General features: G+C 66.0%; 18 protein-coding genes. 7 read left to right on the top strand and 11 right to left on the bottom strand.

The window, feature by feature from the left end; translation table 11 throughout:
- Position 1: 1 nt before the first annotated feature.
- From EWM63_RS01630 to EWM63_RS01645, 4 genes are read right to left on the bottom strand one after another with little or no spacing between them, the layout of a single operon-like run.
- On the bottom strand, positions 2-1,489 hold the full coding sequence (locus EWM63_RS01630; RefSeq protein WP_130184992.1) for a sensor histidine kinase: 1,488 nt from the start codon (positions 1,487-1,489) through the stop codon (positions 2-4).
- A gap of 25 nt (positions 1,490-1,514) precedes the next feature.
- Entirely contained in the window at positions 1,515-1,997 is a 483-nt protein-coding gene (locus EWM63_RS01635) for a response regulator (protein ID WP_130184993.1), read from the bottom strand.
- Positions 1,998-2,011: 14 nt separating this feature from the next.
- Entirely contained in the window at positions 2,012-4,630 is a 2,619-nt protein-coding gene (locus tag EWM63_RS01640) for a PAS domain S-box protein (protein ID WP_130184994.1), read from the bottom strand.
- A gap of 57 nt (positions 4,631-4,687) precedes the next feature.
- The gene (locus EWM63_RS01645) at positions 4,688-5,095 is read right to left on the bottom strand and encodes a hypothetical protein (protein WP_130184995.1); all 408 of its coding nucleotides are present in this window, start codon (positions 5,093-5,095) and stop codon (positions 4,688-4,690) included.
- A gap of 379 nt (positions 5,096-5,474) precedes the next feature.
- On the opposite strand from EWM63_RS01645, the gene EWM63_RS01650 reads away from it, so the two are divergent.
- Positions 5,475-6,323, top strand: coding sequence for a transporter (locus tag EWM63_RS01650; protein ID WP_229487674.1), 849 nt, complete (start codon positions 5,475-5,477; stop codon positions 6,321-6,323).
- Between the two features lie 13 nt (positions 6,324-6,336).
- Positions 6,337-7,890, top strand: coding sequence for a methyl-accepting chemotaxis protein (locus EWM63_RS01655; protein ID WP_130184996.1), 1,554 nt, complete (start codon positions 6,337-6,339; stop codon positions 7,888-7,890).
- Here the strand turns inward: EWM63_RS01655 and EWM63_RS01660 are convergent.
- The 5 genes from EWM63_RS01660 to EWM63_RS01680 form a co-directional block, all read right to left on the bottom strand.
- Positions 7,887-8,141 carry a hypothetical protein gene (locus EWM63_RS01660; protein ID WP_130184997.1) on the bottom strand — a complete coding sequence of 85 codons (255 nt, stop codon included), beginning with the start codon at positions 8,139-8,141 and terminating at the stop codon, positions 7,887-7,889. The genes EWM63_RS01655 and EWM63_RS01660 overlap by 4 nt on opposite strands.
- 665 nt (positions 8,142-8,806) lie before the next feature.
- Positions 8,807-9,310 (bottom strand): GNAT family N-acetyltransferase, encoded by a 504-nt coding sequence (locus tag EWM63_RS01665; protein ID WP_130184998.1) that lies wholly within the window; start codon positions 9,308-9,310, stop codon positions 8,807-8,809.
- 74 nt (positions 9,311-9,384) lie between these two features.
- The gene (locus EWM63_RS01670) at positions 9,385-10,203 is read right to left on the bottom strand and encodes an NAD-dependent epimerase/dehydratase family protein (RefSeq protein WP_207221299.1); all 819 of its coding nucleotides are present in this window, start codon (positions 10,201-10,203) and stop codon (positions 9,385-9,387) included.
- Between the two features lie 168 nt (positions 10,204-10,371).
- On the bottom strand, positions 10,372-11,139 hold the full coding sequence (locus EWM63_RS01675) for a hypothetical protein (RefSeq protein ID WP_130185000.1): 768 nt from the start codon (positions 11,137-11,139) through the stop codon (positions 10,372-10,374).
- A gap of 44 nt (positions 11,140-11,183) precedes the next feature.
- Positions 11,184-14,084: a TonB-dependent receptor gene (locus tag EWM63_RS01680; protein ID WP_165390721.1), complete on the bottom strand. Its 2,901-nt coding sequence runs from the start codon at positions 14,082-14,084 to the stop codon at positions 11,184-11,186.
- A gap of 456 nt (positions 14,085-14,540) precedes the next feature.
- Between EWM63_RS01680 and EWM63_RS01685 the strand changes: the two genes are divergently transcribed.
- Genes EWM63_RS01685 through EWM63_RS01705 form a run of 4 tightly spaced genes read left to right on the top strand, consistent with a single transcriptional unit; the run spans position 14,541 to position 22,534 of the window.
- The gene (locus EWM63_RS01685) at positions 14,541-16,769 is read left to right on the top strand and encodes a beta-glucosidase family protein (protein ID WP_130185002.1); all 2,229 of its coding nucleotides are present in this window, start codon (positions 14,541-14,543) and stop codon (positions 16,767-16,769) included.
- Between the two features lie 22 nt (positions 16,770-16,791).
- A complete protein-coding gene (locus tag EWM63_RS01690; protein WP_130185003.1) occupies positions 16,792-18,021 on the top strand; it encodes an aldose epimerase family protein in 1,230 nt (409 codons plus the stop codon).
- The gene (locus EWM63_RS01695; RefSeq protein ID WP_130185004.1) at positions 18,018-20,402 is read left to right on the top strand and encodes a hypothetical protein; all 2,385 of its coding nucleotides are present in this window, start codon (positions 18,018-18,020) and stop codon (positions 20,400-20,402) included. The genes EWM63_RS01690 and EWM63_RS01695 overlap by 4 nt, the downstream gene beginning before the upstream one ends.
- Entirely contained in the window at positions 20,336-22,534 is a 2,199-nt protein-coding gene (locus EWM63_RS01705) for a hypothetical protein (RefSeq protein WP_165390722.1), read from the top strand. Before EWM63_RS01695 ends, EWM63_RS01705 begins: the two co-directional genes overlap by 67 nt.
- Here EWM63_RS01705 and EWM63_RS01710 read toward each other — a convergent pair.
- Together EWM63_RS01710 and EWM63_RS01715 are read right to left on the bottom strand one after the other, a co-directional pair.
- The gene (locus tag EWM63_RS01710) at positions 22,531-23,769 is read right to left on the bottom strand and encodes a glycoside hydrolase 5 family protein (RefSeq protein WP_130185007.1); all 1,239 of its coding nucleotides are present in this window, start codon (positions 23,767-23,769) and stop codon (positions 22,531-22,533) included. The genes EWM63_RS01705 and EWM63_RS01710 overlap by 4 nt on opposite strands.
- A gap of 82 nt (positions 23,770-23,851) precedes the next feature.
- The gene (locus EWM63_RS01715) at positions 23,852-25,051 is read right to left on the bottom strand and encodes an AraC family transcriptional regulator (protein ID WP_165390723.1); all 1,200 of its coding nucleotides are present in this window, start codon (positions 25,049-25,051) and stop codon (positions 23,852-23,854) included.
- 209 nt (positions 25,052-25,260) lie between these two features.
- On the opposite strand from EWM63_RS01715, the gene EWM63_RS01720 reads away from it, so the two are divergent.
- Positions 25,261-26,658: a sugar porter family MFS transporter gene (locus tag EWM63_RS01720; protein WP_130185009.1), complete on the top strand. Its 1,398-nt coding sequence runs from the start codon at positions 25,261-25,263 to the stop codon at positions 26,656-26,658.
- Positions 26,659-26,704: the final 46 nt, after the last annotated feature.

The raw sequence follows: 26,704 nt of genomic DNA on the forward strand, positions 1-26,704 counted from the left end.
GTCAGGCACTTGGCAACTCGATCCAGAAGGTTGATCCGATACCCGGGGCGGCATCGACACCCACGCAGCCATCCATGCGCTCGACGCCCTTCTTCACGATCGCCAGGCCGATGCCCGTGCCGGGATATTCCTCCTCGCCATGCAGGCGTTCAAAGACGTTGAAGACCCGTGTCCGCGCCTCCTCGGCCAGGCCGATGCCGTTGTCCTGCACTTCGATCCGGACCTGGCGGCCGTGGGCACGGGCCACGACATTGATGGCGGCGTGCGTATTGGGCCGCACGAACTTGACCGCGTTACCCAGCAGGTTCGTCAGCGCCTGCACGAGAATCGGACGATGCGCCCTGACCCGCAGATCGTCCGGGATATCGACCTGGACCACGGCGGCGCGGTAATCCTGGTCGTTTTGCAAAGCGATCCGGACATCGCGGACAATGTCCGTCAGCACCAGGTTTTCAGACGCGATTTCGGCCCGGGACAGGCGGGCAAATTCCAGCAGGTCGGACACCATCTGGTCGATCCGTCGCGCGATCGCATTGATGCGCTCGACGAACTTCTCCAGATGCCGGAGATCCCCCGCGCGCACATCCTGGCGCAGCGCCGCCGCGTACCCCTGGATGGTGCGCAAAGGCTCACGCAGGTCGTGGGATACCGAGAAGCCGAAAGTTTCCAGGGCCTCGTTGGCTTCCTGCAGCTGCCTGGTGCGTTCGACGATACGCTGTTCCAGCTCCGCATTGAGGCGGAGAATCTCGGCACTGGCCCGGCGCAGCGACGTCGCGTCCTCGACGATACCGTCGACGGCATCGTGTCCATCGACGCGTACACGGACGAGCTTGACCACGAAGAAGCGGCCTGCGTCATCGATGGCGCCGAGTTCCGCCTGCAGCTCCGCCGTGTCCAGGGCGGCCTGGAGCGCCGGCAGGCGCGTCAATACCTGGTCGAGCAATGGATGCCGCAACGTCTCCGGGGCGGTTGGATCGCCTCCGAGCATCGTCCAGAAGGCGCGGTTCCCTTCCTGCAGGCGGCCATCCAGGCTCATGCGGAATACGCCCAGCTGGATATTTTCCAGCAGACCGGCAAGGCGGGACTCCGAGCGGATCGCGCGTGCCCGGATCTCCGAGCGGTCAAGGCAGGTCCGCACGGCAACCGGCAGGCGCGCGTAGTGGCGTGGACTCTTGATCACATAGTCGTCCAGGCCGAGCTTCATCGCTTCCACCGCGATTTCCTGCGTGCCGGTGGCCGTGAACATGATGACCGGCAGCTGCGCATCGTAGGCGCGGACCTGCTTCAGGATATCGAGGCCCGTGATCCAGCGCATCTGGAAATCGGTGATGATCAGGTCGACCTGCAGGCCATCCTGCATTTCACGGTCGAAGCCGGCACGGTCACCCACTTCGCGGATGACGCATCCGTCGAAATGGCGTTCGAGTTCGCGCCGCGCGAGTGCGCGATCGTCGGGATTGTCGTCCAGCAGTAATAGAGTGATCGTCACGCTTGCATCTTTCGGGCCTGCCCGTCTATGACTGCGCCACCCTGGGCGGGGCAGTCAGGTTGTTCTGCAGCCAGTACAAATCCAGCACACCGAGAAGCTGCACCAGGCCATTGAACGCTACCGGCTTTTGCAGGTAGGAGTTGGCCCCGAGGGCATACGCTTTCTGGATGTCCTCGTCTTCACTGGAAGACGTCAGCACGACGACGGGCGTCGCGTCGTAGTGCTGGTTCGCGCGGATCCAGCGCAATACTTCCAGGCCCGAGCGTTTCGGCAGTTTCAAGTCCAGCAGGATCAACGACGGCGACAGAGCCTGCCCCCCAGCGCCGGGCTGCGCCGCGGCATCAAGGTAACCGACTGCTTCATCGCCATCGTTGACGATCTCCATCAGCACGGCCAGGGCAGCTTTCTTCAGGGCGCGTTTCGCCAGCAGGACATCATCGGGATTGTCCTCCACCAGCAGTATGACGGGAGCGCCGTCCCGCAGGGCGGTGGCAGTGGTCGGGTCCATGTCAGTCCCCGCCGTCATGCGGCCGCCGGCAAGACAAGCTCGAATACCGAACCACCTTCGGCAGCCGCCAGGATGCGTACATTTCCGCCCATTCGTTCAATACCTTTCTTGACGATCGCCAGGCCGATGCCCGTTCCCGGATATTGCTCCTGCCCATGCAGACGTTCAAAAACACCGAACACGTGCTTGTGGTGCTCAGGCGCGATACCGATGCCATTATCCTCGATTGACAGCGTGGCGATCGTTCCGTCTTTCGTGCCACGGATCGACACGCGCGGCAGCGTGCCCAGCGGAACGAACTTGATCGCATTCGAGACCACGTTGGCCAGCACCTGCACCAGCATGGCCTGGTTACCCATCACCATCGGCAGCCCGTGCGCCACGACAATCGCGGCACGGCTGGCAGCGATCTCGGCCTCCAGGTCGCGCAGCACGATGCGCATCACGGCGGCGGTATCGATCGGTTCGATGCGCAGTTCCGCGCGCGACAGCCGGCTGTAAGACAGCAGGTCCGTGATCAGCCGGTCCATCCGCGTGACGGCGGCGACGATCCGCTCGGCGAACATCCTGCCATCCTCCGACATCCGTTCGGCTTCGTCCTCCAGCAATGCTGTCGCGAACCCTTCCACATTGCGCAGCGGTGCCCGCAAATCGTGGGCAACCGTGTGCGCAAAGGCGCGCAACTCGGCGTTCGCTTCGCCGATCTGCATTGTCCGCTCCTCGATGCGCTGTTCCAGCGACTGGTTGGCCTGCAACAATTCGCGTTGCGCAACCTTGATCTGCGTGACCTCAAGCAGGGCAATGACGACCCCCTGCACCTCGTCGCCATCGAGCACGGGAAAAAAACTGCCCAGCCAGTCACGCCGTGCCCCGGTTGCAATGCTCGTGTCATGGAATTCCACACCGCTCACCTGGTGCCGCTGCCGCACGACGTTGGACAGCACGTCGCTGACCTGCTCGCCGAATGGGGCCGGCAGCACGGCCGCGGGCGTTTGACCGAGCACGTCGTTCTTCGGCAGGCCGGCGACATCGGCCAGCGCTTCATTCAATTCGAGGACCTGCAACCGGATATCCACGTAGCCAAGCCCGATGGGAACGGCGCGGTAAATGGTTTCGACCTGGACCAACTTCTCGTGGAGTTCCGCCTCCCGGTGGCGCAACGCCAGTTCCGCTTCCTTGTGCGCGTGGATGTCCTCGGTCAGGCCATACCATGCGACGACGGCGCCCGACTGGTCGCGACGGGGATTCGCACGCGAGCGCATCCAGCGCAGGTTGCCGTCGGCCATGCGGATACGGTGCTCGAAGTCGTAGGGCTCCCCCGTCGTGACGGAATGCGTCCAGGCTGCCACCATGCCGGGCAGGTCCTCGGCATACACGACGTCTGCCCACCCTGCCCCCGTCACCGCGGCATGCGATTGCCCAGTGAGTGCGAGCCAGCGTTCCGACACGCCTTTGACGTTGCCATCGGGATCGGCCTTCCATGGAATCTGCGGATTGAGCTCGATCGTGTACCGGTAATTGGCTTCGGATTCGCGCAGCGCACGCTCGCGTACGTCGCGTTCGGTGACGTCCCGCATGACCAGCACGGATCCTCGCAGTGCCGCATCGCCCGAGTTGATGGGCGCCATGTTGAACTCGACAACGTGGTGGTGATCGCCAGCACCCAGGTGCCAGCGGCGCGTCCCGCTGGCCGCGATCGCCGCGTCGGCGGCCGGCACCGGAACACCGTTCTCGTGCGTCAATACCAGCAGGTCCGCAAGGCGCCGGCCGACGGCCTCGTTTTCGGTGACACCCATCAGATTCTCCGCGACCGGATTCACCAGCCGCACGATACCTTCGCCGTCGACTGCGACGACCCCGTCGCCGATACCGCGCAGGGTCGCGTCGAGCTGGGCACGCTCGGCCCGCAGGCGCACGGCGTCGCGTCGCGAAACGACCCACAACAGTATCGTCAGGAAAACCGACAGGCCGGACACGACCGTCACCGCAATGATCAGCTCCCACCGTGTTCCTCGGGCGCGGACCTGCCGCTCGCGCAGCAAGCGCTGCTCTTCCAGGCGAATCGCCGTGGCATGCGTCACGATCTGCTCCTTGATCAGACGCCCCGATTCGAGCATGACGGGATCGACAATCGTGCCTGCCCGGTACCGCTGCATCACCACTTCGAGCATGTGCAGGCGCTGTTGCAGCGCCGTTTCCAGCGAACGCAGCGGCACCAGCTGGCGCGGATTGTCGCTGGTCAGCCGGCGCAGCGCCAGCATCTCGAGCGGGACCTTGTCTCGCGCGACGGTGTAGGTCGCCGCAAAGCGCTCATTACCGGTCAGCAGGAAGCCACGCTGCGCCGCCTCTGCATCGCTGATCAGGGTCATCGTCGTCTGTACATGTTCCAGTACTTCCCGTGTATGCACGAGCCAGGACCACGATTCGGTTTCGTTCCGGATACTGCGGCCAAGGGCCAGCCAGGCCACCGTCAATACGAGCAGGCTGAAAGCTGTTGCGACAGTTACCGGAGCACGACGTAGCGAAAAGTTCATGGAGCAGCCTGCGGCAAGAGAATCAATGCAGAGGTAAGACCCTTGCAGGATACGCCGCCTGCGGCAGGACTTGCGCCCGCTTCGACCATGCGCTGCCATTGCCCGTGCACCAGCGGTGGCCGCACCCGCCGCACAGCCAAAACAAAGCAGAAGGTCCTAGTGGCGAGACGCGCAGGTCATGCCGGTCCATCCAAGCCAGAGCGCCATCCGGTGGGTAACCCAATAGGCTTCCTCGACGGATGTCCAGCCGGACGAGACCAGGGAGTTGCGGTACCAGGTCAGTAAATTCGCCTGTGCCTTCCAGGTCGCGGGGACGCTGGCGCGGGCTTGCACGATGTCGCATAACCGCTCTGCCAGGTCACGACACTGGGTGAAGCGTTCCATATGGAGGTTATGGATATGCTCGACCGCCAGGAGTGCCGCGTCGGCATCCGGGTCGGCACGATCGGTTGCTCCCTCGAGCAGGTCGAGCACGTCGTCGGAGGGAGGAAAATCGGCAGGGACGGTCCCGTCGGTATCGAAACTGACCGACGAGGCGCGCGGGTCTTGAGGATGGTCTTTCATGAGGTCTTCTCCTGCGAGATCGCCGCACCTCCCCGAGCGAGACGATCAGGTATATAAGTGCCTTGGACAGGCATCGCTTTCAGCGGTCCGCGCGGCCGGGTGTCCCCGCCGTGCCACCGCCGATACAAGCGCATTATCGTAGTCGATCTTGCGTTGGTGGCGCGTCCGTTTGCGCGCGCCATCCGCCCGGCCGCGGGCTTCCGTCCTGCAAGAACCATCCTCGCTGAGGCAGTGCCTTAGGGCTCCCTGTCGTGCAATCGTCCGACATACGGAAAACCGGCGCAGATGTGCTCACGCCAACCGCCTTCGAGTTGCGCAACAACAACACAAGAGCCGGCATTTCAATATCAAGCTGACAGGTTTCATGCGGGTTCCAGGCATGTCGGACGACAATGGCCTCGCCGTCTACCCTTGCATATCGGAGTTTCCCTTGTCTACCCGACCTCGCTGCCGCTTGCAGGCTGCCCTCATCATGCTCGCATGCGTCCAAACCCCTGCCTTCGCGGCGAACGAGGAACCAATTGCCACCGATCGTCCGGATTTCGTCGAATCGAGCGACGTCGTGGGTAATCGGCGTTTACAGATCGAAACAAGCATTGCACGCGATCGCACCGCGGGCCATGGCGACACGGAAACGCTCTGGGCGACGCCAACGCTGTTACGGTTCGGCATCAGCGAGTCGGTCGAATTGCGTATCGAGTCCGATGGTGCGTTACACCAGCGTAGCAGCGTGGCGGGCCACGCCCCGATCACCGAACGGGGTCATGCTGACGTTTCGCTGGGCATGAAATGGCACGCCATGGACGCCGTCGGCAACCTGCCCTCTGTCGGCGTGTTGCTGCACGCCGACCTGAACACCGGTAGCACCGCATTTCGCGGCGAGGGAACGCGCCCGACGGCGCGCGTGGTTGCCGAGTGGGACCTGCCACACGACCTGTCACTCGGCATCATGCCCGGGATCGGCCACGAGAAGGACCACGGCGGCACGACGTTCGCGATTTTCGGCCTGGTGGTGGGCAAGTCGTTGAGCGACCGGCTGCGTGGTTTCGTCGAGGTTTCGTCGCCCCACATCGCTCGCGCCGCGCACGGCGGTACCGAAGCAAGCCTGTCTGTCGGTGCCGCGTACCTCCTGCAGAAAAATATCCAGATCGACACGGCGTTCTCGCGCGGCCTGAACGGGCGTACGCCCGACTCGGGCATGACCGTCGGCCTGTCCATCAAGCTTTGACATCATCGCACCCATGAACCTGTCCATCCGCAAGCGCCTTCTGCTGTCCAATATCGCCACCCTGATGTTTGTCGCAGTCTGCGGGCTGATCGGCTTCCAGGCCGTCCGCGACCTGGACGCTGCGATGCAGGCAGTGCGCGACAACGGCAGCGCCATCAAGGACCAGCTGCAGGCCGACATGGCGCACGACGCCATCCGCGGCGACGTCCTGGGCATCCTGCTCAGCGCGACCAGCGGCGATGCAGCCCAGGCGAACGAAGCGCGCCAGGATCTCGTTGAACATGCGACGCTGTTGCGCGCGCGCCTTGCCAGCATGGCCGGGTTGACCAGCGACGCTGCCCTGCAACATGCCATGGCAGCGGTGATGCCGGACGCCGAGGTCTATCTGGCCAGTGCCAGCGTCATCGGGAAGATGGGCGCCGGCGACAAGGCCGCCATCGACGCCGCCTACCTGGCGTTCCTGGCGAGTTTTCGCAAGCTTGAGCAAAGCATGGCCGCGCTGAGTGATCATATCGAACAGAATTCCACGCTGCTGGCCGCGGCCGGGGAGAGTACCGCGCATGACGCGAAACTGCGAATCGTGGCGGTCTCGATGTTGTCGATGGTCGTCGCGCTGGCACTGGGCCAGATGAACGCGCGCGCCATTGTCGTTCCGCTCAATGCGGTCATGCAAGCTGCCGCCCGCATCGCCCGCGGGGACCTGACCGAAGACGCCACACAAGGCCATGCCGACAACCGCACCGAAACCGGACGCCTGACGCTGGCACTGGCGGATATGCGCGCCAGCCTGCATGAAATCGTGTCGCAGGTGCGCACCAATACCGACAGCATTGCCGCTGCAACGAGCCAGATCGCGGCCGGCAACATGGACTTATCGTCCCGCACCGAAATGCAAGCCGGTTCGCTGGAAGAAACCGCAGCCACGATGGAGCAGCTGACGTCGACCGTGCGGCAGAACACCGGCAATGCCCGCGAGGCCACCACACTCGCCTCGGTGGCATCGGACGTGGCCGTCCGGGGCGGCGTGGTCGTTGGCGAAGTTGTCGAGACGATGGCGGAAATCAGTACGACATCGGCCAGCATTGGCGACATCATCGGGGTCATCGAAGGCATCGCATTCCAGACCGATATCCTTGCCTTGAACGCCGCCGTCGAGGCAGCCCGCGCGGGTGAGCAAGGCCGGGGCTTCGCTGTCGTTGCCTCCGAGGTGCGAAGCCTGGCTCACCGCTCAAACGCCGCTGCCCAGGAAATCAGGCACCTGGTCGGCGCGGCGGCCAACGCTGTCACCCGCGGTGGCACGCTGGTCCACGCTGCTGGCGCGACAATGCAAGAGGTGGTCGCCAGTGTGCAACGCTTGAGTGCTGTCATGACGGACATCAGTATCGCCAGTACCGAGCAGGAAAGCGGCATCGAACAGGTCAACCGCGCCATCAGTGAGATTGACGGCATCACGCAGCAGAATGCGGCACTGGTGGAGGAAGCCGCCGCTGCGGCGGGAGCAGTGCAGGATCAGGCAGCGACGCTCAAGGGCGTTGTCAATGTGTTCCAGCTTGGCATAGCCAGCTAGGACTGCTGCCGTAGAGTGGACGAAAGTACCTGAGCCGGGACACTGGTGTAAGTTACTGGGCCATTCGCGGCGACCTTTGGACCTCGACGGTCCGTCGGCGAGAACAGCACCCGCCGCGCCGTTTCGATTGGCACCCCATGTTTTTTCAAGTAGTGAAGCGCTTCCTCGCTACCAACCATTTTTTGAAACACAAGAGCAACCTCGATGTGCTGGCGGGTTAACACATCCGCACGCGGCGATTTTTTCATCATTCTGTTCCCGGAAAGCTACGGCAGCCTTACGTAGCAAATTTATTCAATATTTCGTCGGCGTCGGCGGTCAGTGCTGCTTCCTGAACAGCAAATCATGCCTAGCGGCCTGAGCTGTTCGGACGGCCTGGAAAGAACCTGTCGCAGCAAATGCGCGGAAAGACCTGCGTCCTCGACAAAGTTCGCGAACTTTGCTTCGTCGAATGCTGCTTTGGTGAGAAGAGCAATATCAATCAGCTCGGCAGTGCGTCGGTCGATTCTGCGTGTCATGGTTTTGGCGCTATCTGGGGCGTCACGATAACGCGGACTTTGCATTTCTTCAGTGTGCAGCCGCACAGTATGCTCGCACTGTCGCCAGCAGCAGAAACGCCTTACAGAATGTAACAAACCGCTCGCTGCGGTCTGTTTGCCGACAAACCGAACCCGTTCCAGTGAATTGTCCAGACACCCGGACGGATGCCATGCCGACGTCCGGCGACACGGTCACGTGTGCGTTATCTGCGAAAAAACATCGCCTGAGAAGGCGATCGGGGCGGTGACGGAAACCGGCTGGACATGCCGATGGACGAAGACATCACCGACCAAGTCGAGGCCGGGGCGGCACTGCGCACCCGCAAGGAGCGCTTGCGCTTACTGGTGGCGGCGACGGCGCGGATCGTCGATACAGACTAGGGCAAGTCAAGCCGGAACAACAGCGAACCGCGGTCCGGATAATCGTAGGCGACGGGCAGGTCAGCCTTGTCGATCTTCCTGAACCCCGCCCTTTCATAGAAAGCATGGGAGCGCGTTGCCACGGCCGGCGTATCGAGCACGATCGTCCGGATGCCTGCGCCGGACGCAAAGGCAAGCAGTTCGGCATAGAGCCGGATCGCCGGTCCCTCCGGCGTGCCACGATGGTCCGCCCGCACAAAGAACTTTTTCAGCACGGCCGTGATCGCGTCTTCACGTTGCAGCCCGATGGTACCGGCGACCTGCCCGCTTTCGTCCAGCGCCACCCAGAATCCGCCCCCCTGGTCGAGGTAGGAAGACTGGATGGCGAGGATATCGGGTTGCTCCTGCGCGGAGATGCCGACCCCGGCCTCGACGTTCTGGATATGCAGGATCAGGTCGATGACCTGCGCCTTGAGCTCCTCGCGGTAGGGGACAATACTGATCGACGTTTTGCTGTGCATGAATCGGCTTTCCGGGTGGTTGTCGTGACAGGCCAGGCCAATATACTCGACAGGGCAGTCCAGGTCACCTGCACCTACGGCTGGGGTTCCCCGTACATCGGGCCATCGAAGACGAACTTGCCGCCATGGTAGTTCGCCACCGCGTCGTCGGGCGACGGGTAGGTCCCCGATTCGGGCACTGCGCCGCGGAACTGTTCGGACGAATCCTTCGGGTGGAATCCCAGGTGGGCCGCCTTGCGGTTGTCCCACCATTGGCGCTGGTTGTTCGACGCACCGAACAGGATCGTGTGGCCCACGCGCGGTGTCAGCAACGACACGCGCAGTGCTTCGACCAGGTCGTCGTGGGACAGGTAGGTGCACATCATGCGCGGGTTGTCCACGCTGGGGAACGACGAACCGATGCGCAGGCACACGGTCTCGATGCCGGCGCGATCGAAGTAATAGCGTGCCAGCTGTTCGCCGAACACCTTGGACAGGCCGTAGAGGCTGTCCGGGCGCGGCGGGTCGTCGGCATCGATCACCTGCGTTTGCGGATAGAAGCCGATCGCGTGATTGGAGGAGGCGAACACGATACGCCGCACGCCGTGGCGGTGCGCCGCTTCATAGATGTTGTAGGTACCCTGGATGTTGGCGGACAGGATGTTCTCGAACGTGTTCTCGGTTGAGATACCGCCGAAGTGCAGCACCGCGTCCACGCCTTCCATCATCTTCAGCACGGCGGCCTTGTCGGCCAGGTCGCACCGGACGATCTCTTCCCCTTCGCCGGCTTGGCCCATGTCGCCCAGGTCGGACAGGCGCACGATCCACGCCCAGGGCGCGATGCGCTGTCGCAGCACCTTGCCAAGGCCGCCGGCCGCGCCGGTCAGCAACAGGCGATTGAAGGGTTTTTTCATTGTCATGCAGGGCTCCGTTCCTGGGAGGGTTGTTGAACACGCGGGTGACCAGCCACGCATGTCGTCCATGGCGTGGTGCCGGATGCCTCGCACACCTGACTGCCACAAAAAAACAGCTGTCCGGCGAATCGCCGGACAGCTGACAAGGAGGGAAAAGCAGGCAAGCGCTCAGGGCGCGGCGACCTTGTTGGCGGGCAGGTTGGCGTCCGCATTGGCTGCCGTGGCCGTGGCGGCATTGAGTGCCCCGGTTGCGGTGATCGTGTCGCGGGCGCGCAGTGCCTCGAGGAAGACGTTCTGCTCGTTGCCGGCCGAACTGGCAGTGCGCGCTACCAGTTTGCCGGTCAGGAAATCACCGGGTACCACCAGCGTCGATGCCGGCGCCGGGACGGTTCTGGCGAATTCGCCGACGCGGGCGATCGACCGGTTCAGCAGGTCCGGGCTGGACATCAGCCTGGCGAAGGCGGCGTTGCTCGTCAACGGGATCGGCGAATTGGTCGTTCCGGGTGTGACCGGCACGGCCGTCGTGCTGATCTGCGAGGAGATGTATTGCACCAGCAGTTCGGTCACCGGCGTGATGTTGAAGTTGCCGTTGCCCGTGGCGACCGACCGGAGCGTGAAATTGTCGGCCCTGAAGACCTGCAGCACGCAGGGTGCCGCGCCTGGATTGGCCACCGTGACCGAGAAGCTGCCGTCGGCGTTCGTCGTGGCGGTCCCCTGCCCGCGGGCGCAGGTCGCCAGGACGGCAGCGCCGCCGATCGCGCTTGTTTCCGTACCGGCCGCCACGGTGGCGGCCGTACCGGTGATGGTCAGCGTGCCCGACAGGTCGCCGGTATCGTAATCATCGCCGCCGCCGCAGCCGGCCAATACCGCGCCGACGAGCATCATGGTGGCGCCCAGCCGGGCGGGAGCAGCGACAGTTTTCAAAGTGGATTGCATGAATTTTCCTTGGTTTTCCTGTGAACCCGCAGCGCGGACCGGACTCAGAACTTGCCGCGCAGCGTCAACGTGAACGTCTTGCCGGCCAGGTTGGCGTTCTCGATCCGCGAGTGCTCGTCGCCATAGCGGCCTTCGAAGTGGCGCAGGAAGTCGTAGGTGCGCTCGTTGGTCAGGTTCGAACCATCGAGGCGCAGCTCGAGGGCGTCGCTGAACTTGTAGCTGACCGAAGCATCCAGGTAGCCGCGCTCGTTGAACCAGCGGTTGTAGCCCAGCGGATTGAGTGCCGGCGCGCCCTGGTTGGCGAACTCGGTCTTGTGGTTGTACGACGTGCGCAGCGCCAGCGGGCCCTGCTCGTAGTACAGCGTGAGCGCGTAGGTCGATTTCGGAATGATCGGCAGCTCGTAGACCGCGCCGTTGTACTGCGCCTTGAAGCCGGCCGCGTCGATGCGCGTATAACTGACGATCGAACCGAGGTTGTTGAATGGCGCGGGCAGGCGGCGATAAGCCTGCTGATAGGCGATCTCCAGACCCTTGACCTTGAATTCGTCGGCGTTGGCCCAGCGGCGCAGCTCGACCGGCGTGTTCGGATCCGCGGTCACGGTGCCCTGGATGTTGGAGGTCCACAGTTCCTTCGGCAAGCCCAGGCTGCTGAACGGCACGAACGTCGACTGTGACTGCGGCCGGTCCTTGATGTCCTTCTGGAACACCGACAGCGCCAGCACGCCGCCCTTTTCAAAGTACCATTCGAGGCCGGCGTCCAGGCTGCTCGACTGCTGCGGACGCAGGTCCGGGTTGTTGGCGTTGACGATCAGGTCGCCCGCGCCCGGCACGAAGAACGGCCGGGCGATCAGCGAAATCGAGCTGCGCGTCAGCGTCTTGCCCCACGATGCACGCCCCACCAGGTCGTCGGTCAAGTCGTACGCCAGCGACAGCGAAGGCAGCACATTGTGGTAGCTGCTCTTGGCCTGCTGCGGGTTGTACACGTTGGACGAATTGAGGCGGTAGTTGTCGACATCCATCGTGGTGCGCACATAGCGCACGCCGGCATTGGCGCGCAGGTCGCGGTCGAGGAACTTCGTCTCGAAATCGGACTGCACGAAGAAGGCGTCGATGGTTTCCTTGGCAACGAACGTGCCGCCAAAGTTCGGCGCCGCCGCGCGGTTGGCCGCCACGGCATTCAGGTTGCCATAGATGAAGTCCTTGCTGATGACCGCGTAGTCGGTCGGCACATTGTCGATCTTCACATTCTTCAGGTCGTTCGGCACCATGAAGCCCTGGGCATACGCCGCCTTCTCGGCCGCGGTGGATTCGCTGAACAGTTTTCCATTGGCCAGCCGCTGCGCGTTCAGCAGGTTCGTCGTGGTGAACTGGCGCGAATCCTTCGTGCTGACGGCGCGCGACAGGCCGGTCTTGAGCTTGGCCTCGACATTCCAGAAGCCGTAGTCGTACTCGGCCACCAGCTTGATGTTCTTCTGCTTGTCGGTCTCGGTGCGGTAGCCGCCGCTGTAGCCGAATACACGGTACAGGTTGGGATCGAGCAGGTTGCGGTCGGACGACAACTGCGGGAACATCGGGTCATCGGTCGTGTTGAAGGTGATCGTGTGCCGGTTGTCGAAGTTGCCATTGCCCGTTTCGCCATTGATGGACGCGTTGGTGCTCCAGGCCTCGCTGCGATTGGTGCCGAGCTGGCCGGTGAAACGCAATGCATCGGTCGCGCGCCACTTCGCGTTCAGCGTCACGTACTTGAATTCGGTCTCGGCGCGCGAGACGGCCGAGCCGGAAATCGCCTGCACATTGGCCAGGCTGCCCTGCAGGTTGTTTTTCTGGTCGACGGTGACGCCGCGCGGGATCAAGGCGTTCGCGCCCGTGCTGTCGCGGATCGGGAACGCGATCGAGTTGCTCTTGTTCTTGTCCTTCAGCTGCGATGCCAGGGTATCGAGACTGACATCCCAGTCACCCGACTTCCACTGCAGCGATGTATTGAAGCCCACGCGGTCACGCTCGGTCTCGCTGGTGCTGGAGCGAAAGAAGCGCGGCAGGATCGCATTGCGCAGGTCGGCCAGGCCAACGCCGCTGTAGTTGGCGCTGGGGTCGGTCAGGTTGTAGGTGTAGTTGAAGCTGCCCGGATCGAGCCGCTGATTGGTGCTGGCGTAGGTACCCGTCGACTGGAATCCGGCGTTGGCGTTCTTCGACCCGGAACGGGTCACGCCCACCAGCAAGCCCCAGTCACCCCAGGTATTGCTGTACAGGGCGAACATGCGCGGGCTGTTCAAGCCGCTGCGGGTGTTGCGCGCCACCGCGGCCGAATAGCGGAAGGTCTGTTTCTTGCTGTCGAACGGCCGTGGCGTCTGCATGTCGACGACGCCCGCCACGCCGCCCTCTTCCAGCTCGGCCAGCGGCGTCTTGTAGACGTCCGTCCGGCCGAACAGTTCGGACGCGAAAATGTCGTAGTTGAAGTCGCGCGTGGACTGGCCGATGCTGCCGCCCGATGTGGCGCGCACGGCGGCGCCGTTGAACGTCGTCACCGTGTACTCGGAACCCAGGCCGCGCATCTGGATGCGCTGCCCCTCGTTGGTGCCCGGGTCCTTGACCACTTCCACGCCCGGCAGGCGCACCAGCGCATCGGCGATGTTCTGCTCGGGGAATTTGCCGATGTCCTCGGCCACGATCGAATCGCGCGTGCCGATGGAAGCCCGCTTCAGGTTGATGGCGCGCTCGAGGCTGGAACGGAAGCCCGTCACCGTCACCTGCTGCACTTCGCCCGCGGCGACCGGCTCGGCGGGGGTGGTGGCCGCGGGTTCAACCGTACTGGTCGCCGTGGCTGTGGTCTCGGCCGTGTTGCCGGGCGCGCCGCTCTCCTGGGCCAGGGCGGGCTGGATGAAGCCCGCGCAGGCACTGGCGACGGCCAGGCTGATGAGCTTTCGATTATAGTTATTGGGCGACATGGTATCTCCTGTTATTGAGGCGCATGCATGCCGTGGCAGGCCACCCGAACAGCCGACGTGGCGGGCATGCGCCTCAGATTTCAATGTGTTCGAGCAAGTACCAGAAAGCAAGGCACGCAGCTGAAAGTGCAGGGAATTGTGGAGGACGCCGCGAGGGTCGCGCAATTGCGAAATCGCGCCTGTCATTCGCTTTTCTGCGAAAACCGCGATGCGGTGCCGGGACAGCCTGGCGTGGAACAGGCTCCCTTTGGGGCGGGACCGGGCCATCCGGCGCAGCACTGCCGGCGGGATTGTTTATGTTTCTGGCCGGCGTTCGGCGGCCGGGCGCTTGCGCCGGTAAATATCGCAATTGCATCGCGCCGCGCTAGCGTCCAGCATGGCGGCTTGCGCGTCCTCCGCCTGCCGGAGCCGCGCGCGCCGTCATTCGCTCATCCACTTATCCGCGTACCCGCCTCGATGCCCGTCAAACACACTATTCTCGCGGCCGCCGTTGCCGCCCTCCTGGCCTGCAATGCCGCCGCCCAGACCACTCCCGCCACCGAGCCGTGGATGAACCGCGCGCTGCCCGCGGAACAGCGCGCCGGACTCGCACTCGGCGCCATGACCCAGGAGGAAAAGCTCAAGCTGGTATTCGGCTACTTCGCGATCGATATCGCCGACAAGGGTTACCAGCGCCCGCAGGCATCGCGGCCGCAATCGGCCGGCTGGGTTCCCGGCGTGCCGCGGCTGGGGATTCCCGACCTGTTCGAGACCGACGCCGGCATCGGCGTGGCCAGCCAGCGCGGCCCCAAACCGCGCCAGCGCACCGCCCTGCCCTCGGGCCTGGCCACGGCCGCCACGTGGAACCCCGAACTGGCCTACCAGGGCGGCGCCATGATCGGCGCCGAGGCGCGCGCCTCGGGCTTCAACGTGATGCTCGCCGGCGGCATCAACCTGACGCGCGAGCCGCGCAACGGCCGCAACTTCGAGTACGCCGGCGAAGATCCCTGGCTGGCCGCCACGATGGTCAGCGCCCAGATCCGCGGCGTCCAGTCGAATCACGTGATCTCCACCATCAAGCACCTGTCGGCCAACGACCAGGAAACCTCGCGCATGGGTGTCAATGTGAAGATGAGCGACCGCGATGCGCGCCGCTCCGATCTGCTGGCCTTCCAGCTGGCAATCGAGCAATCGAATCCCGGCTCGGTGATGTGCGCCTACAACCGCTACAACGATTTCTACGCCTGCGAGAGCGACTACCTGATGAACCAGGTGCTCAAGCAGGACTGGCAATTCAAGGGCTTCGTCATGAGCGACTGGGGCGCCACGCATTCGACCATCCCGGCCGCCATGGCCGGCCTGGACCAGCAATCCGGCTGGCCGCTCGACAAGCACCAGTACTTCACCGCCGGCCTGCAGGAGGCGGTGGCCAATGGCCACGTGCCACAGGCGCGCCTGGACGACATGGTGCGCCGCATCCTGTGGGCGATGTTCGACAAGGGCGTGGTCGACCATCCGGTCGCCGAGGGCGGCCCCATCGACGCGCAACGCCATGAAGCGATCAGCCAGGCCGACGCCGAGCAGGGCATGGTGCTGCTCAAGAACGACGCCGCGCCGCAAGGCGGCAAGCTGTTGCCGCTTGCCCCGGGCCTGAAACGCATCGCCGTGATCGGCTCGCATGCCGACATCGGCGTGCTCTCGGGCGGCGGCTCGTCCCAGGTCTATCCGCGCGGCGAGCTGCCGCTGCCCGGCCTGGGGCCGAACGAATTTCCGGGGCCGCTCGTATGGTTCCCTTCGTCGCCGCTGAAGGCGCTCAAGGAGCGCCACCAGGCCACCTTCACGTTCGACGCCGGCCGCGACCCGGACAGCGCAGCCCGCGCCGCCGCCGGCGCCGACGTGGTGATCGTGTTCGCGAACCAGTGGACCGCCGAGTCGCTGGATGCGTCACTTGACCTGGCCGAGCGCCAGAACGACGTGATCGCCGCCGTGGCGCGTGCCAACCCGCGCACGGTGGTGGTGCTGGAAACGGGCGGCCCGGTACTGATGCCGTGGCTGGCGCAGGTGCCGGCCGTGCTGCAGGCCTGGTATCCCGGCACTTCCGGGGGCCCGGCGATCGCGCGCGTGCTGACCGGCGAAGTGGACGCGGCCGGCCGCCTGCCGCTGACCTTCCCCGCCTCGCTCGACCAGCTGCCCCATCCGCAACTGCCGGGCCAGGGCAAGGGCCCGGAAGACCGCTGGGATCTCACCTATCCGGAAGGTGCGGCGGTGGGCTACAAGTGGTATGACCTGAAAGACAGGAAGCCGCTGTTCCCGTTCGGCCATGGCCTGTCGTATGGCGAGGTCAAGCTGGAAGGCCTGGGCGCGCGCCTGGACGGCAAGACCCTGAAGGTGACGTTCCGGATGACCAATCATGGCCAGCGCGCGGCCAGCCAGGTGGGCCAGGTCTACGTGGCCGCCCCGCGCGGCCGCTGGGAAGCCCCGAAGCGGCTGGCCAACTTCGCCAAGGCGAGCCTGAAGCCAGGCGAGAGCCGCAGCTTCGAGCTCGCCGTCGACCCGCGCCTGCTGGCCGACTGGGATAGCCGCGGCAAGACGTGGAAGATCGCCGCCGGCAGCTACCAGGTCCTGCTGGCACGCTCGGCCGGCGACATCGTCGCCCGCGTGCCGGTCAAGCTGCGAGCCCGCACCATGGACCTGCATGGCCGCTGAAACAGATATTCCCGGATCGATCATGACTGCCGTTTGCCGTCGTACCGCACCGCGCTTGCCGGCTGCCGCCATGTGCCTGGTTTCGCTGATCGCACTTGGCGCCTGCGGCAAGCCGCACGCCGGGGCGGAACCCCGCTCCCCGGCGCGGGCTCCCACCCCAGCGGTCAGTCTGACTCGCATGCCATTCGGCGCATTGTCGAGCGGAGCGCCGGTCGAAGCGGTCGTGCTGACGAATCGCCACGGCCTGTCGGCAACCGTGATCACCTACGGCGCCACGCTGCAAAGCCTGCGTTTTCCCGACCGGAATGGACAGGTCGCCGACCTGGCGGTGGGCTATGACGACCTGGCCGGCTACGAGGCCACGCCGGGCTATACCAACGTGACCATCGGGCGCTTCGCCAACCGTATCGACGGTGCCGGCTTCGCCCTCGACGGCAAGACCTACAAGCTGTCGGCCAACGAAGGGACCAGCCTGCTGCACGGCGGGGCCGAAGGCTGGGACAAGCGCAACTGGGCCATCAAGGCAATCGACCGGGGCACCGGCAAGGCTGCGGTCACCTTCACCCTGACCTCGCCCGACGGCGACCAGGGATTTCCCGGCACGGTCACGGCCGACGTCACCTATGAGCTCAACGACGACAACGACCTCACCATCCGGTACCGCGCAACCACCGACAAGCCCACCGTCATCAACCTGACCCACCACGGCATGCTCAACCTGGGCGGCATCCCGGCCACGCACCTGGCCACGGATGCCGAACTGGCCATCGAATCCGACGCCATCCTGCCGATCGACGGGTCGCTGATTCCGCTGGCGCAGGCCATGCCGGTAGCCGGCACGCCTTTCGACTTCCGGCGCGCGGCCGCCGTGACCGGCCGGGTACGCATGGCGCACCCGCAACTCGCCATCGCCAACGGCGGCATCGACCACAACTACCTGCTGCGTGGCGGCCGGACCGCCACGCCTAAGCTGGCGGTGACGCTGGAAGACCGCCGCTCCGGGCGCGCCATGACGATCTCGACGACCGAGCCCGGCATGCAGGTCTACACAGGCAATTTCCTGGCCGGGAAGATCGCCGGCAAAGGCGGCCAGCACCTGGCCAAGTACCAGGCCATCACCTTCGAAGCGCAGGCCTATCCGGACAGTCCCAACCGGCCCGACTTCCCGGGCACGCGCCTCGATCCCAGCCAGGTCTACCGGCAAACCACGGTCCACCATTTCTATCACGTGAAGCAGGCAGGAACACCATGACGATTTCCAAGGCAAAGCCGCTCCCGGCGCCACCCGGCACCACGCGGCGTCATTTCCTCGGCGTGGCCGGCAAGGCGACCATGGCGGGCGCGCTGCCGGCAGGCCTGGCCGCGCCAATGGCGGCGCGTGCGGCCGCCGGACCGGCGCACGACGTGCGCCGCCTGGTCGGCCGTGGCGACATCATCGAGCGCGCGTACCGGCCGGAGGCCGCGGTCGGCCGCTACCAGGGCAACGGGCGCTTCGGCGGCGTGTACGCGAAACTGGGCCTGCATGCGCACCCGGACCAGCGCGACGACTACGACAGGCACGGCTTCACGCAGATCATGCACATGAAGCACTGGGGCCGTTTCTTCTTCCACTCGGCGGAGCGCAAGGCCGACACCAGCGCCGACTACCTGCTGCCGCTGGCGCGCATCCACTGGCAGGACCTGCCCGAGGGCGTGACCGACTACCTGCAGCACCAGTCATTCATGGATGGCACCGTCGTCACGCGCTTTCGCACGGCGGCGGGCAGCAGGGCCGGCGTGACCACGTGGTTCGATCCCGTGGCGCGCAATCTGAGCGCGATCGAACTGGACATGGACGGCCCGGCCATGCCGCTGGTACTGGCCGCCGTCACCCGCTTCGTGCCCTACGCGTATGGTTTCGCCGAGCCGACGACGCAAAGCTTCCGCGTCGTCCGCATGGGCGACCAGTGGCGCATCGACATCACCTGCGCGGCCAGCAAGCCGGCCGCCGTGTCGGCGCTGTATCTCAAGACCGACGCCGCCGTCGAAGCCCATCCGGATGGCCTGCTGATCCGGCCGCGCCGGGGGCGCAGCCAGCTGTTCATCTCGTATGGCGAGCCGGTGCCCGCCGATGCGCCAAGGCTGTCGCTGCGGCGTACGCGCGCGCACTGGCAGCGCACGTGGGAAACCTCGGCCATGCTGGACCTGCCGGACGAACGCGCGCAGCAGACATGGGTGCGTTCGCTGGCCTATATCCTGTCCACCTTCAACGACGACGGCTATGGCTTCACGCCGACCAACGGGTTTTCCGGCAATCTGTACATGTTCAACTATGCGCAAGACCTGTTCTATGTGCACCCGACCCTGCTGGCAAGCGGCAACGTGGCACCGGCCAAGGCCTGGATCGAGCGCTTCGCCGCCATGATCCCCGGCATGCGCGACTACGCGCGCCGCCTGTGGCCGGAAACCCGGGGCATCTACCCGCCATGGGAATTGCCGTTCGGCCCGGTCGAGGGCTACCACGACCCGTCGGTGCCGATCGTCTACTGCTACGAGCCGCACAATGCCGGCTACCTGTGCCGCATGGCACATGACACGGCACTGATGGTCGACGATCCCGCCTGGACCCGTGCACATGCGCTTCCCCTGATCGAGGAAACGGCCCGCTTCTTCCACAGCTTCTGCCGCAAGGAACCGGACGGCCGCTGGCACCTGTTCCTGTCGCCGTCCGTCGGCCAGGACGAAGCCGGCGGTCGCAACCAGAAGGATTACCTGTGCGCCCTGTACAGCGCCAGGTACAGCTTCCAGAAAGCCATCGAACACGGGCTCGATACCGACGGCAGGTACCGCCGCATCCTGCAGGACGGCCTGGCGTTCGATACGCTGTTGTCGGACAAGCAGTTCTACTATGCGTCGGCCGGCTCCGGGCCGAAGGACTACGGCACGCAGAAGCACCCGGTGCAGCTGAACGGACTGGCTTACCTGCCCACCGAGAGCAAGCCGCAGCGCCCGAACTGGCCGCCTACCGCCAGCGCTACAGCTCGACCGAGCGCGCAACCGAGCCCTACTTCCATGGCTGGACACTGGGGAATTCCTGCTGGCCGGCACCCACGCGGGCGATCCTGCGGGCTGGCGCCGCGACTGGGACAACGTGCGCCGTTCCGACTACACCGACCCGGCATGGGTGCAGATCTACGAAACCAGCGCGCGCCCGGCCTCGGCGTTCTATGTGACCACCAGCGGCCTGTTCGCCCAGAGCCTGGTGGAGAACCTGGTCAGCGATTACTGGGGCGAGCTGCGCATCGGTGCCTGCAACCCGTTCGCCGGGCCGGTGTCCTTCGCCAACGTGCGCAGCCGGCTGGGCGTGACCGTCAGCGGCACGCTGCGCGACGGCGCCGGCCAGGTCACCCTGCGTGCCTGGAAGGATTGCCGCCTGCTGTGCAATGGCACCCTGGTGACGCTGGCGAAAGGAGTGGCGCGCCAGATGGCGATCGTCGCGCCGCCGGCCGTGCACATCTGATCGCGGAACGCTTCCCGCCACGCCATGCCCGGCAGTTCGACATCGCCGGGCCCCAAGGAGACATCCAATGCATCGTCGCGATTTTCTCGGTAGTTCCGCCGCCCTGGCGGCCAGCATGCCCGCCTGCGCGGTAGCCGGTCCGGCCACCACGCCATCGCAGGCCCCGCCCGTCACGATCCTGCACGGCCGCAAGCCGGCCGCCGGCTGGCGCTTCGCGCTGAAGGACCTGCGCAAATACCTGGCGGCGGCCGGCGTGCCGGTAACGGCGCGCGTGCCGGCACCGGGCAGGCTGCCGGCCGGCGTCCTGGTCGTGCTCGTCGACGACGATGCGGCCATGGCCGCGCTGCGCGGCGCGTATCCGGCGCGCGCGGCACCGGCCGGCAGCGACGCGTTCTCGATCGTCACCCACGACCGGGCCGACGAACCGGGCAGCCCGGTCTACTTCCTGGCCGGCGCCGACCTCCTTGGCCGGCAGTTCTGCTGCTACGACTTCCTCGAACGCTACGCCGGCGTGCGCTTCCTGCATCCCGACTTCGAACATGTACCGCCATTTCGTGGCCCGCCGCAACCGATCGCCACGGCCGCCGCGCCGCCGGAGTTCCGCTACCGCGGCCTGTATCCGTGGAACTACAACTACGACCGGCGCGGCCTGTCCACCTTCTGCGACATCAATGCCCGCTTCGAAGCGCGCGACTGGGCGTGGTTCGAACGGCTGGGCGACTGGCTCGTGAAGAACCGGCAGAACACGCTGTTCTGGTTCGACGACGTGTTCAACGACGACGCCCTGTCGGCGCGTTTTCCGCAGGCTCTCCGGCGCTACTGGCGCGAGCGCGGGCTGCGCCAGGTGCTCGGGCTGGGCTGGGGTTCCAACGAAGGCCGCCCCCGCGGCGGCAAATGGGAAGCGCTCACCTGTGTCGATGCGCAGGGCAGGAGCATCGAGGAGGCCGACTGGCGCAAGACCCTGTGCCCGCGCGTGCCGGAGTATGCCCGGCTGGCCGCGAGCAATATCGCCGGCGTCGACTTCGCCGCTCCCGAGGCGATCGGCACCCTGATCGGCTACGGTGAAAACACCTGGGCGGCGCACCAGGCCAGCCGCTGCAGCCGCCACGCGGGCATCGCCGGCGACGTGCTGATCGAGCGCGACCTGCGCCAGGTCCGCGGACAGGTCGAAGCGCGCGGCGGCGCCAGGCTGCCGCTGGGCTTCGTGATCTCGACCCACGGGGCGAACGCCGACAGCCCCTTCGTCAGTGGCAGGGTGATCGATTTCCTGCCCCGCAACGGCCTGGTCAGCATCCATACCTACCAGCAGGATTCTTGGAACCACTTTGCCCCCGTCTACGAACGCATCCAGGCACGCAACGCCCGCGAGAAGACCGCCATCCGCGCCGTGCACATCGGCGAGGTGGCCTTCCTGTGCAATTACGACATTCCACTGTTCCGCCCGTCGATCCTGCGCCGCCGCGAGGTCGACCTGCGCAGCGTGCCGCGCGACGTCGCGATGGCGCACCTGGCCACGCTCAACACCACGCAATACCTGTACTGGCTGAAGTCGTACCAGATGATGCGCTGGCAGTGGCACAAGGATGACGCCCGCTGGAGCGAGGGCATCGTCGCGCTGGGCATGGACCTGTTCGGCCCCGTGCACGGCAAGGTCTTCGCCGAACTGTTCGGGCGCCTGACCGCGCTGGATTACCTGCAGCCGGCCAGCGCCATTCCTGACCTGCTGGGATCGCTGAAGGAGCCGGAAAAGATCCGCGCCTGGACCCGCTACAACCCGGCCACCCATTCGGACACGTGCGGCTTCTACCTGTGGGCCAAGGGCCATGCGCCCGCCCTGCTGGACGATGCCGCGCGCAATGCCGAGGCCTGCCTCGCGCTCGGCGAGCGCCTGAACGCGTCGGCCGGCGCGCTGTATCGCCGCCAGTTCCACGACACGCTGGCCCTGACCGCCCACTACCATGCGATCCGTATCCACTGGGGCAAGGCCGGCCACGCGCTGGCCGCCGTGCAAGCCGATGTTGCCGCGAACCGTGCCGCGCACATCGCTGCCGCGCTGGGCGAGCTGGCGAAGATGCGCGCCGCCCGCGCGGCCTTCGACGTCCACCTGGGCAAGCTGGTGAACACCGCCGCCGGCGACAGCGTCACGCGCGACTCGATCGCCGCCGATTTCGTGCGCAATCCGCCGCTCGAATTCATCGATGGCAAGATCGCCCTGCTGCGCGCGGCACAGGCGGCCGATGCCGCCCTGCCCGACCTGATGGCCTAGCTTTGCTGCCCAGAAGCCGGGCGGGCCCGATAGCCCATGTGCGCCGTCAGCCACGCCCAGGTGGCGTCGTCGTTGCGAACGGCGGGCGGTGCCGCCGGCGTCCTGGCTGGCTTGACCGGCTTGCCGCGCCAGCGCTCGGCCAGGCGGCGGTACACGTGGGCGGCCGGCTTCATGCGGTTGCTGGTGTCCAGCAGGCCCAGGTCGTACTCGAATGGATGGAATTCGTACTGGCGGCTGACATCGTGGCTGGCCCACCAGGTGAACCAGTTGACGCCCTCCTCCAGCGCCGCTTCCACGGCGACCTCCAGGTAGCGGGGGATATCCTTTTCCGGCATCTCGACATTGCACACGCCGAACTCCTGGATCCACACCGGCTTGGCCGGATCGCGCGCGTGGCTGCGCACCAGCGCCGCCATGGCGGCCGGCAGGTGGGTGTACGGCTTGTCGAGCGGGCCGCCCAGCTTGCCCGCGCCGGTCCAGAACGGCCAGCAGTGCAGCGCCACGATCGGCTGCGTCGCGATCAGCGCCTCGCGCGAGAACGTGTCTTCCTTGAACCAGGGGCTGTTGTCGACGCCGTTCACGTGCACCTTGCCCGGCGCCAGCGCATGCATTTCCTGGAATACGCGGCGCATCCATGCGTCGCCCTGCGCGATCTTGTCCGACCACTGCACGTTGATCTCGTTGCCGATGTCGAAGCCCATGAAGTTCGGGTGGTGCCGCATGCGCGCGGCCAGGGCCTGCAGGTACACCGATTGCGCCCGCGCCCACTGGAGCGAGGTATAGAACGGTTCCTTGTGATAGAACACGGGATCGAAGCGGAAGCCGCTCAGCCAGCCCGTGTAGATGGTCGGCATGACGTCCAGGTTTTCGGCGGCCGCGGCCTGCATCAGCTGGTCGAAGCGGTCCAGGTGGGCGGTGCTGACGGTCTTCGGGTTGGTCTGGAACCACGGCCACACCACCATCACGCGCAAGTGATCGATGCCCAGTTCGGCCATGCGCGCCATGTCCTCGCGGATGTCGGCGATCTTCCAGTCGTTGAAACTGAAATACCAGTTCTTCGACGGTACGTAGTTCAGCCCGAAGCGGTGATGCTGCAGGCTCGGCTTGTTGCCCCGGTAGCCGGGCGTGGGGGCGGCGAGTGCATCGGCGCCGCCGATGGCGCCGAGCGCGGCGGCGAGCGAACCGGTCTTGAGGAAGTCGCGGCGCGAGCCGCCATGGGGATCGTTCGGGTGCATGGTGTCCTGGTAGTTGAAGACAATGACAGCGGCCGGCTTGCAGCAGGCGGCAAAGTGTGGCACACGCCAGGACGATCAGACATTATGAAATCTGCGTGTCGATGCACGGATTTTGCAAAGCATCCGGCTGCCCGCGCTGGCGGAAGTCGCGCGGCGTGCAACCCAGTTCACGCGCGAACACGCCATACAGGTACTGCACCGAACTGTAGCCGCAGCGCGCGGCCACCTCGGCCAGGTCGCCATGGCCGTGCAGCAGCATCGCCTTGGCCGCGTCGAGCCGGCGCCGGAAGATGGCGTCGTGCAGCGAGTGTCCCAGCTCGCGCTGGAACTGGCGTTCCAGCCAGGAGCGCGACAGGCCGACATGGCGCGCCACCTGTTCGGCCTTGATGCCGTCCGTGGCGTGCAGGTCGATGAAATGCAGGGCGCGGGCCACCGCCTCGCCGTGCGCGCCTTCGCGCGGCGCGGCGCCGTTCATGCCCGAAGGCGGCAGCAGGATGTTGCGCACGCCCAGCCCCAGCCCCAGCATGTCCTGGTGCAGCAGCGAGGCGGCGGCGCGGCCGATGGCGTCGGTGGCGTGCATGACGGAGCTGATCGGCACGCGCGCCAGCGTGTGCACCAGCGGGTCGTTGTCGATGCCGACGATGCTGATGCTGCCCGCCAGCGCGCGGGGGCCGGCGGCGCAGGCCTGGAGCAGGTGGCGTGCGCGCGCGTCATTGACAGCCAGCACGGCCGCCGGCTTGGGCAGCAGGACCAGCCAGTCGACCAGTTCCTCGAGCTGCGACTCCCACGCCAGCACGCTCGGTTCATGGCCGTGGTAGACGGGTCCGACCGCGCCGTCGGCCGCGCACAGGCGGGCAAACGCCCGTTCGCGTTCCACCGCCCAGTGGCGGTTGTGCGCCGGCGGCAGGCTGTACATCGCGAGGTGCGGCGCGCCCTGCTCGACCAGGTAGCGGTAGGCCTTCTTCACCAGTGCCAGGTTGTCCGACCCGGCCATCGAGAACGGCCCGGGCGGCGTGTCGGCACTGGCGCTGCCGACCCCGACCACGCAGGCGCGCGCCGCGGCCAGCTTGTGCACGGCCTGCGGCTGGTCCATCTCGGCGATGATGCCTTCGATGCGCCACTGCGCCACCTGCTCGATCGAGCAGGACGACAGGTCGGCGGCGATCAGTTCCCAGTCCAGGCCATGGCGCGCCACGTGCGCCGCCACGCCGGCGGCCACGTCGCGGTAGTAGAAATTGCTGGCGGTGAACAGCAGGGCAATGCGTTTGCGTGCGTGGTTCATGACGGGTCTCCTGCGGTCATCGTAGGCGCAGCGGCGTGGGCGATGCAACAGGCGAGTAGATTTCATAAAGCGCCCGCGCAAGAAGCATAAAACCTGACCGCCGTGCGCTGGCTATCCTTTGCCGAAGGTCGGCCGCACTGCACCGCACTGCGCAGCGCCGCCCCGACCGCTGACAACGACATCAACGAGGGCACTGCCCCGGGAGACCCATGCATTCCATCATCGACACCGGTCCGGCGCCAGCGGACCAGGCCGGCACGCCCGCCGGCGACGCCCCGGTCAACCTGCGCGCCCTGATGCTGCTCGGCCTGGCCGGCGCGTTCGGCGGCATCATGTTCGGCTTCGACATCGCCATCATCACCGGTGCCGGCCCGTTCATCGAAAAGCAGTTCGGGCTGACCCACCTGCAACTGGGCTTCGCCTTCAGTTCACTGCTGTTCGGCTGCATGCTCGGCGCGGCCGCCGCCGGCGCGCTGGCCGACCGCCTGGGCCGGCGCGGCGTGATGCTGTGGGTGGCGCTGCTGTTCGGCGCGACCTGCGTGGCCAGCGGCGCGGCCACCGACTTCACCTGGTTCAACGTGGCGCGCTTCCTGGGCGGGCTGGCGGTCGGCGTGGTGTCGCTGGCGGCGCCGGTGTACATCTCGGAAGTGGCGCCGCCACGCCTGCGCGGGCGCATGGGCGCGCTGTACCAGATGGCCATCGTGACCGGCATCCTGGTGTCCTACCTGATCAATTACGCGCTGTGCGACGCCGGCCCGGATGCCTGGCGCCTGATGTTCTACACCGGCGCCCTGCCCTCGGCCATGCTGTTCGCCCTGATGCTGGCCTCGCCCGAAACGCCGCGCTACCTCGCCAGCCGCGGCCGTGATCACGAGGCCCTGCGGGTGCTGGCCCGGGTCAGCGGCGACGCCCACGCCCGGCGCGAGCTGGACGCCATCCGCGCTTCGCTGGCGCAGCAGGATGCCGGCTGGCGCGCGCTGGCGGCGCCGGCCAACCGCCGCCCGCTGCTGGTGGTGCTGGTACTGGCGATCCTGGTGCAGCAAACCGGCATCAACACGGTGATCGACTATTCGCCGATGATCTTCCGCTCGGCCGGTTTCACGCTGGACGCCGCGCTGTTTTCCACCTTCGTGGTCGGCCTGGCCAACTTCGTGTTCACGCTGCTGTCGTTCTGGACCATCGACCGGCTGGGCCGGCGCCCCCTCTACATCACCGGGTCGATCGGCATGGCGCTGACCCTCGCCGGGCTGGCCGTGGCCGCCTGGACCGGGCACTTCGAAGGCATGCTGGTGCTCGCCCTGGTCGTGCTCTACCTGTTCTTCTTCGCGGCGTGCATCGGCCCGGTGTTCTGGACCCTGCTGCCGGAACTGCTGCCCAACCATATCCGCAGCCGCGCCATGATCGTGCCGGTCCTGGCCCAGTGGGCCGCCAACGCGGTGGTGGTGCTGCTGTTCCCGGATGTGTTCAACCGGCTCGGCAGCGCCGCCACGTTCACCCTGCTGGCCGCCTTCTGCGCCACGCAGGGGCTGTTTGCCTGGTTCTTCGTGCCGGAAACCCGCAACCGCTCGCTGGAAGACATCGCCGCCGGCTGGAACAAGGCCCGCTGAATCGCTGGCCATGCGCTCCCGGGCGCACGGCTACCCCACATATTCA

Origin of the sequence: Pseudoduganella lutea (assembly GCF_004209755.1) — a bacterium.
In the GTDB taxonomy this organism is placed as follows: Bacteria; Pseudomonadota; Gammaproteobacteria; order Burkholderiales; family Burkholderiaceae_D; genus Rugamonas; species Rugamonas lutea.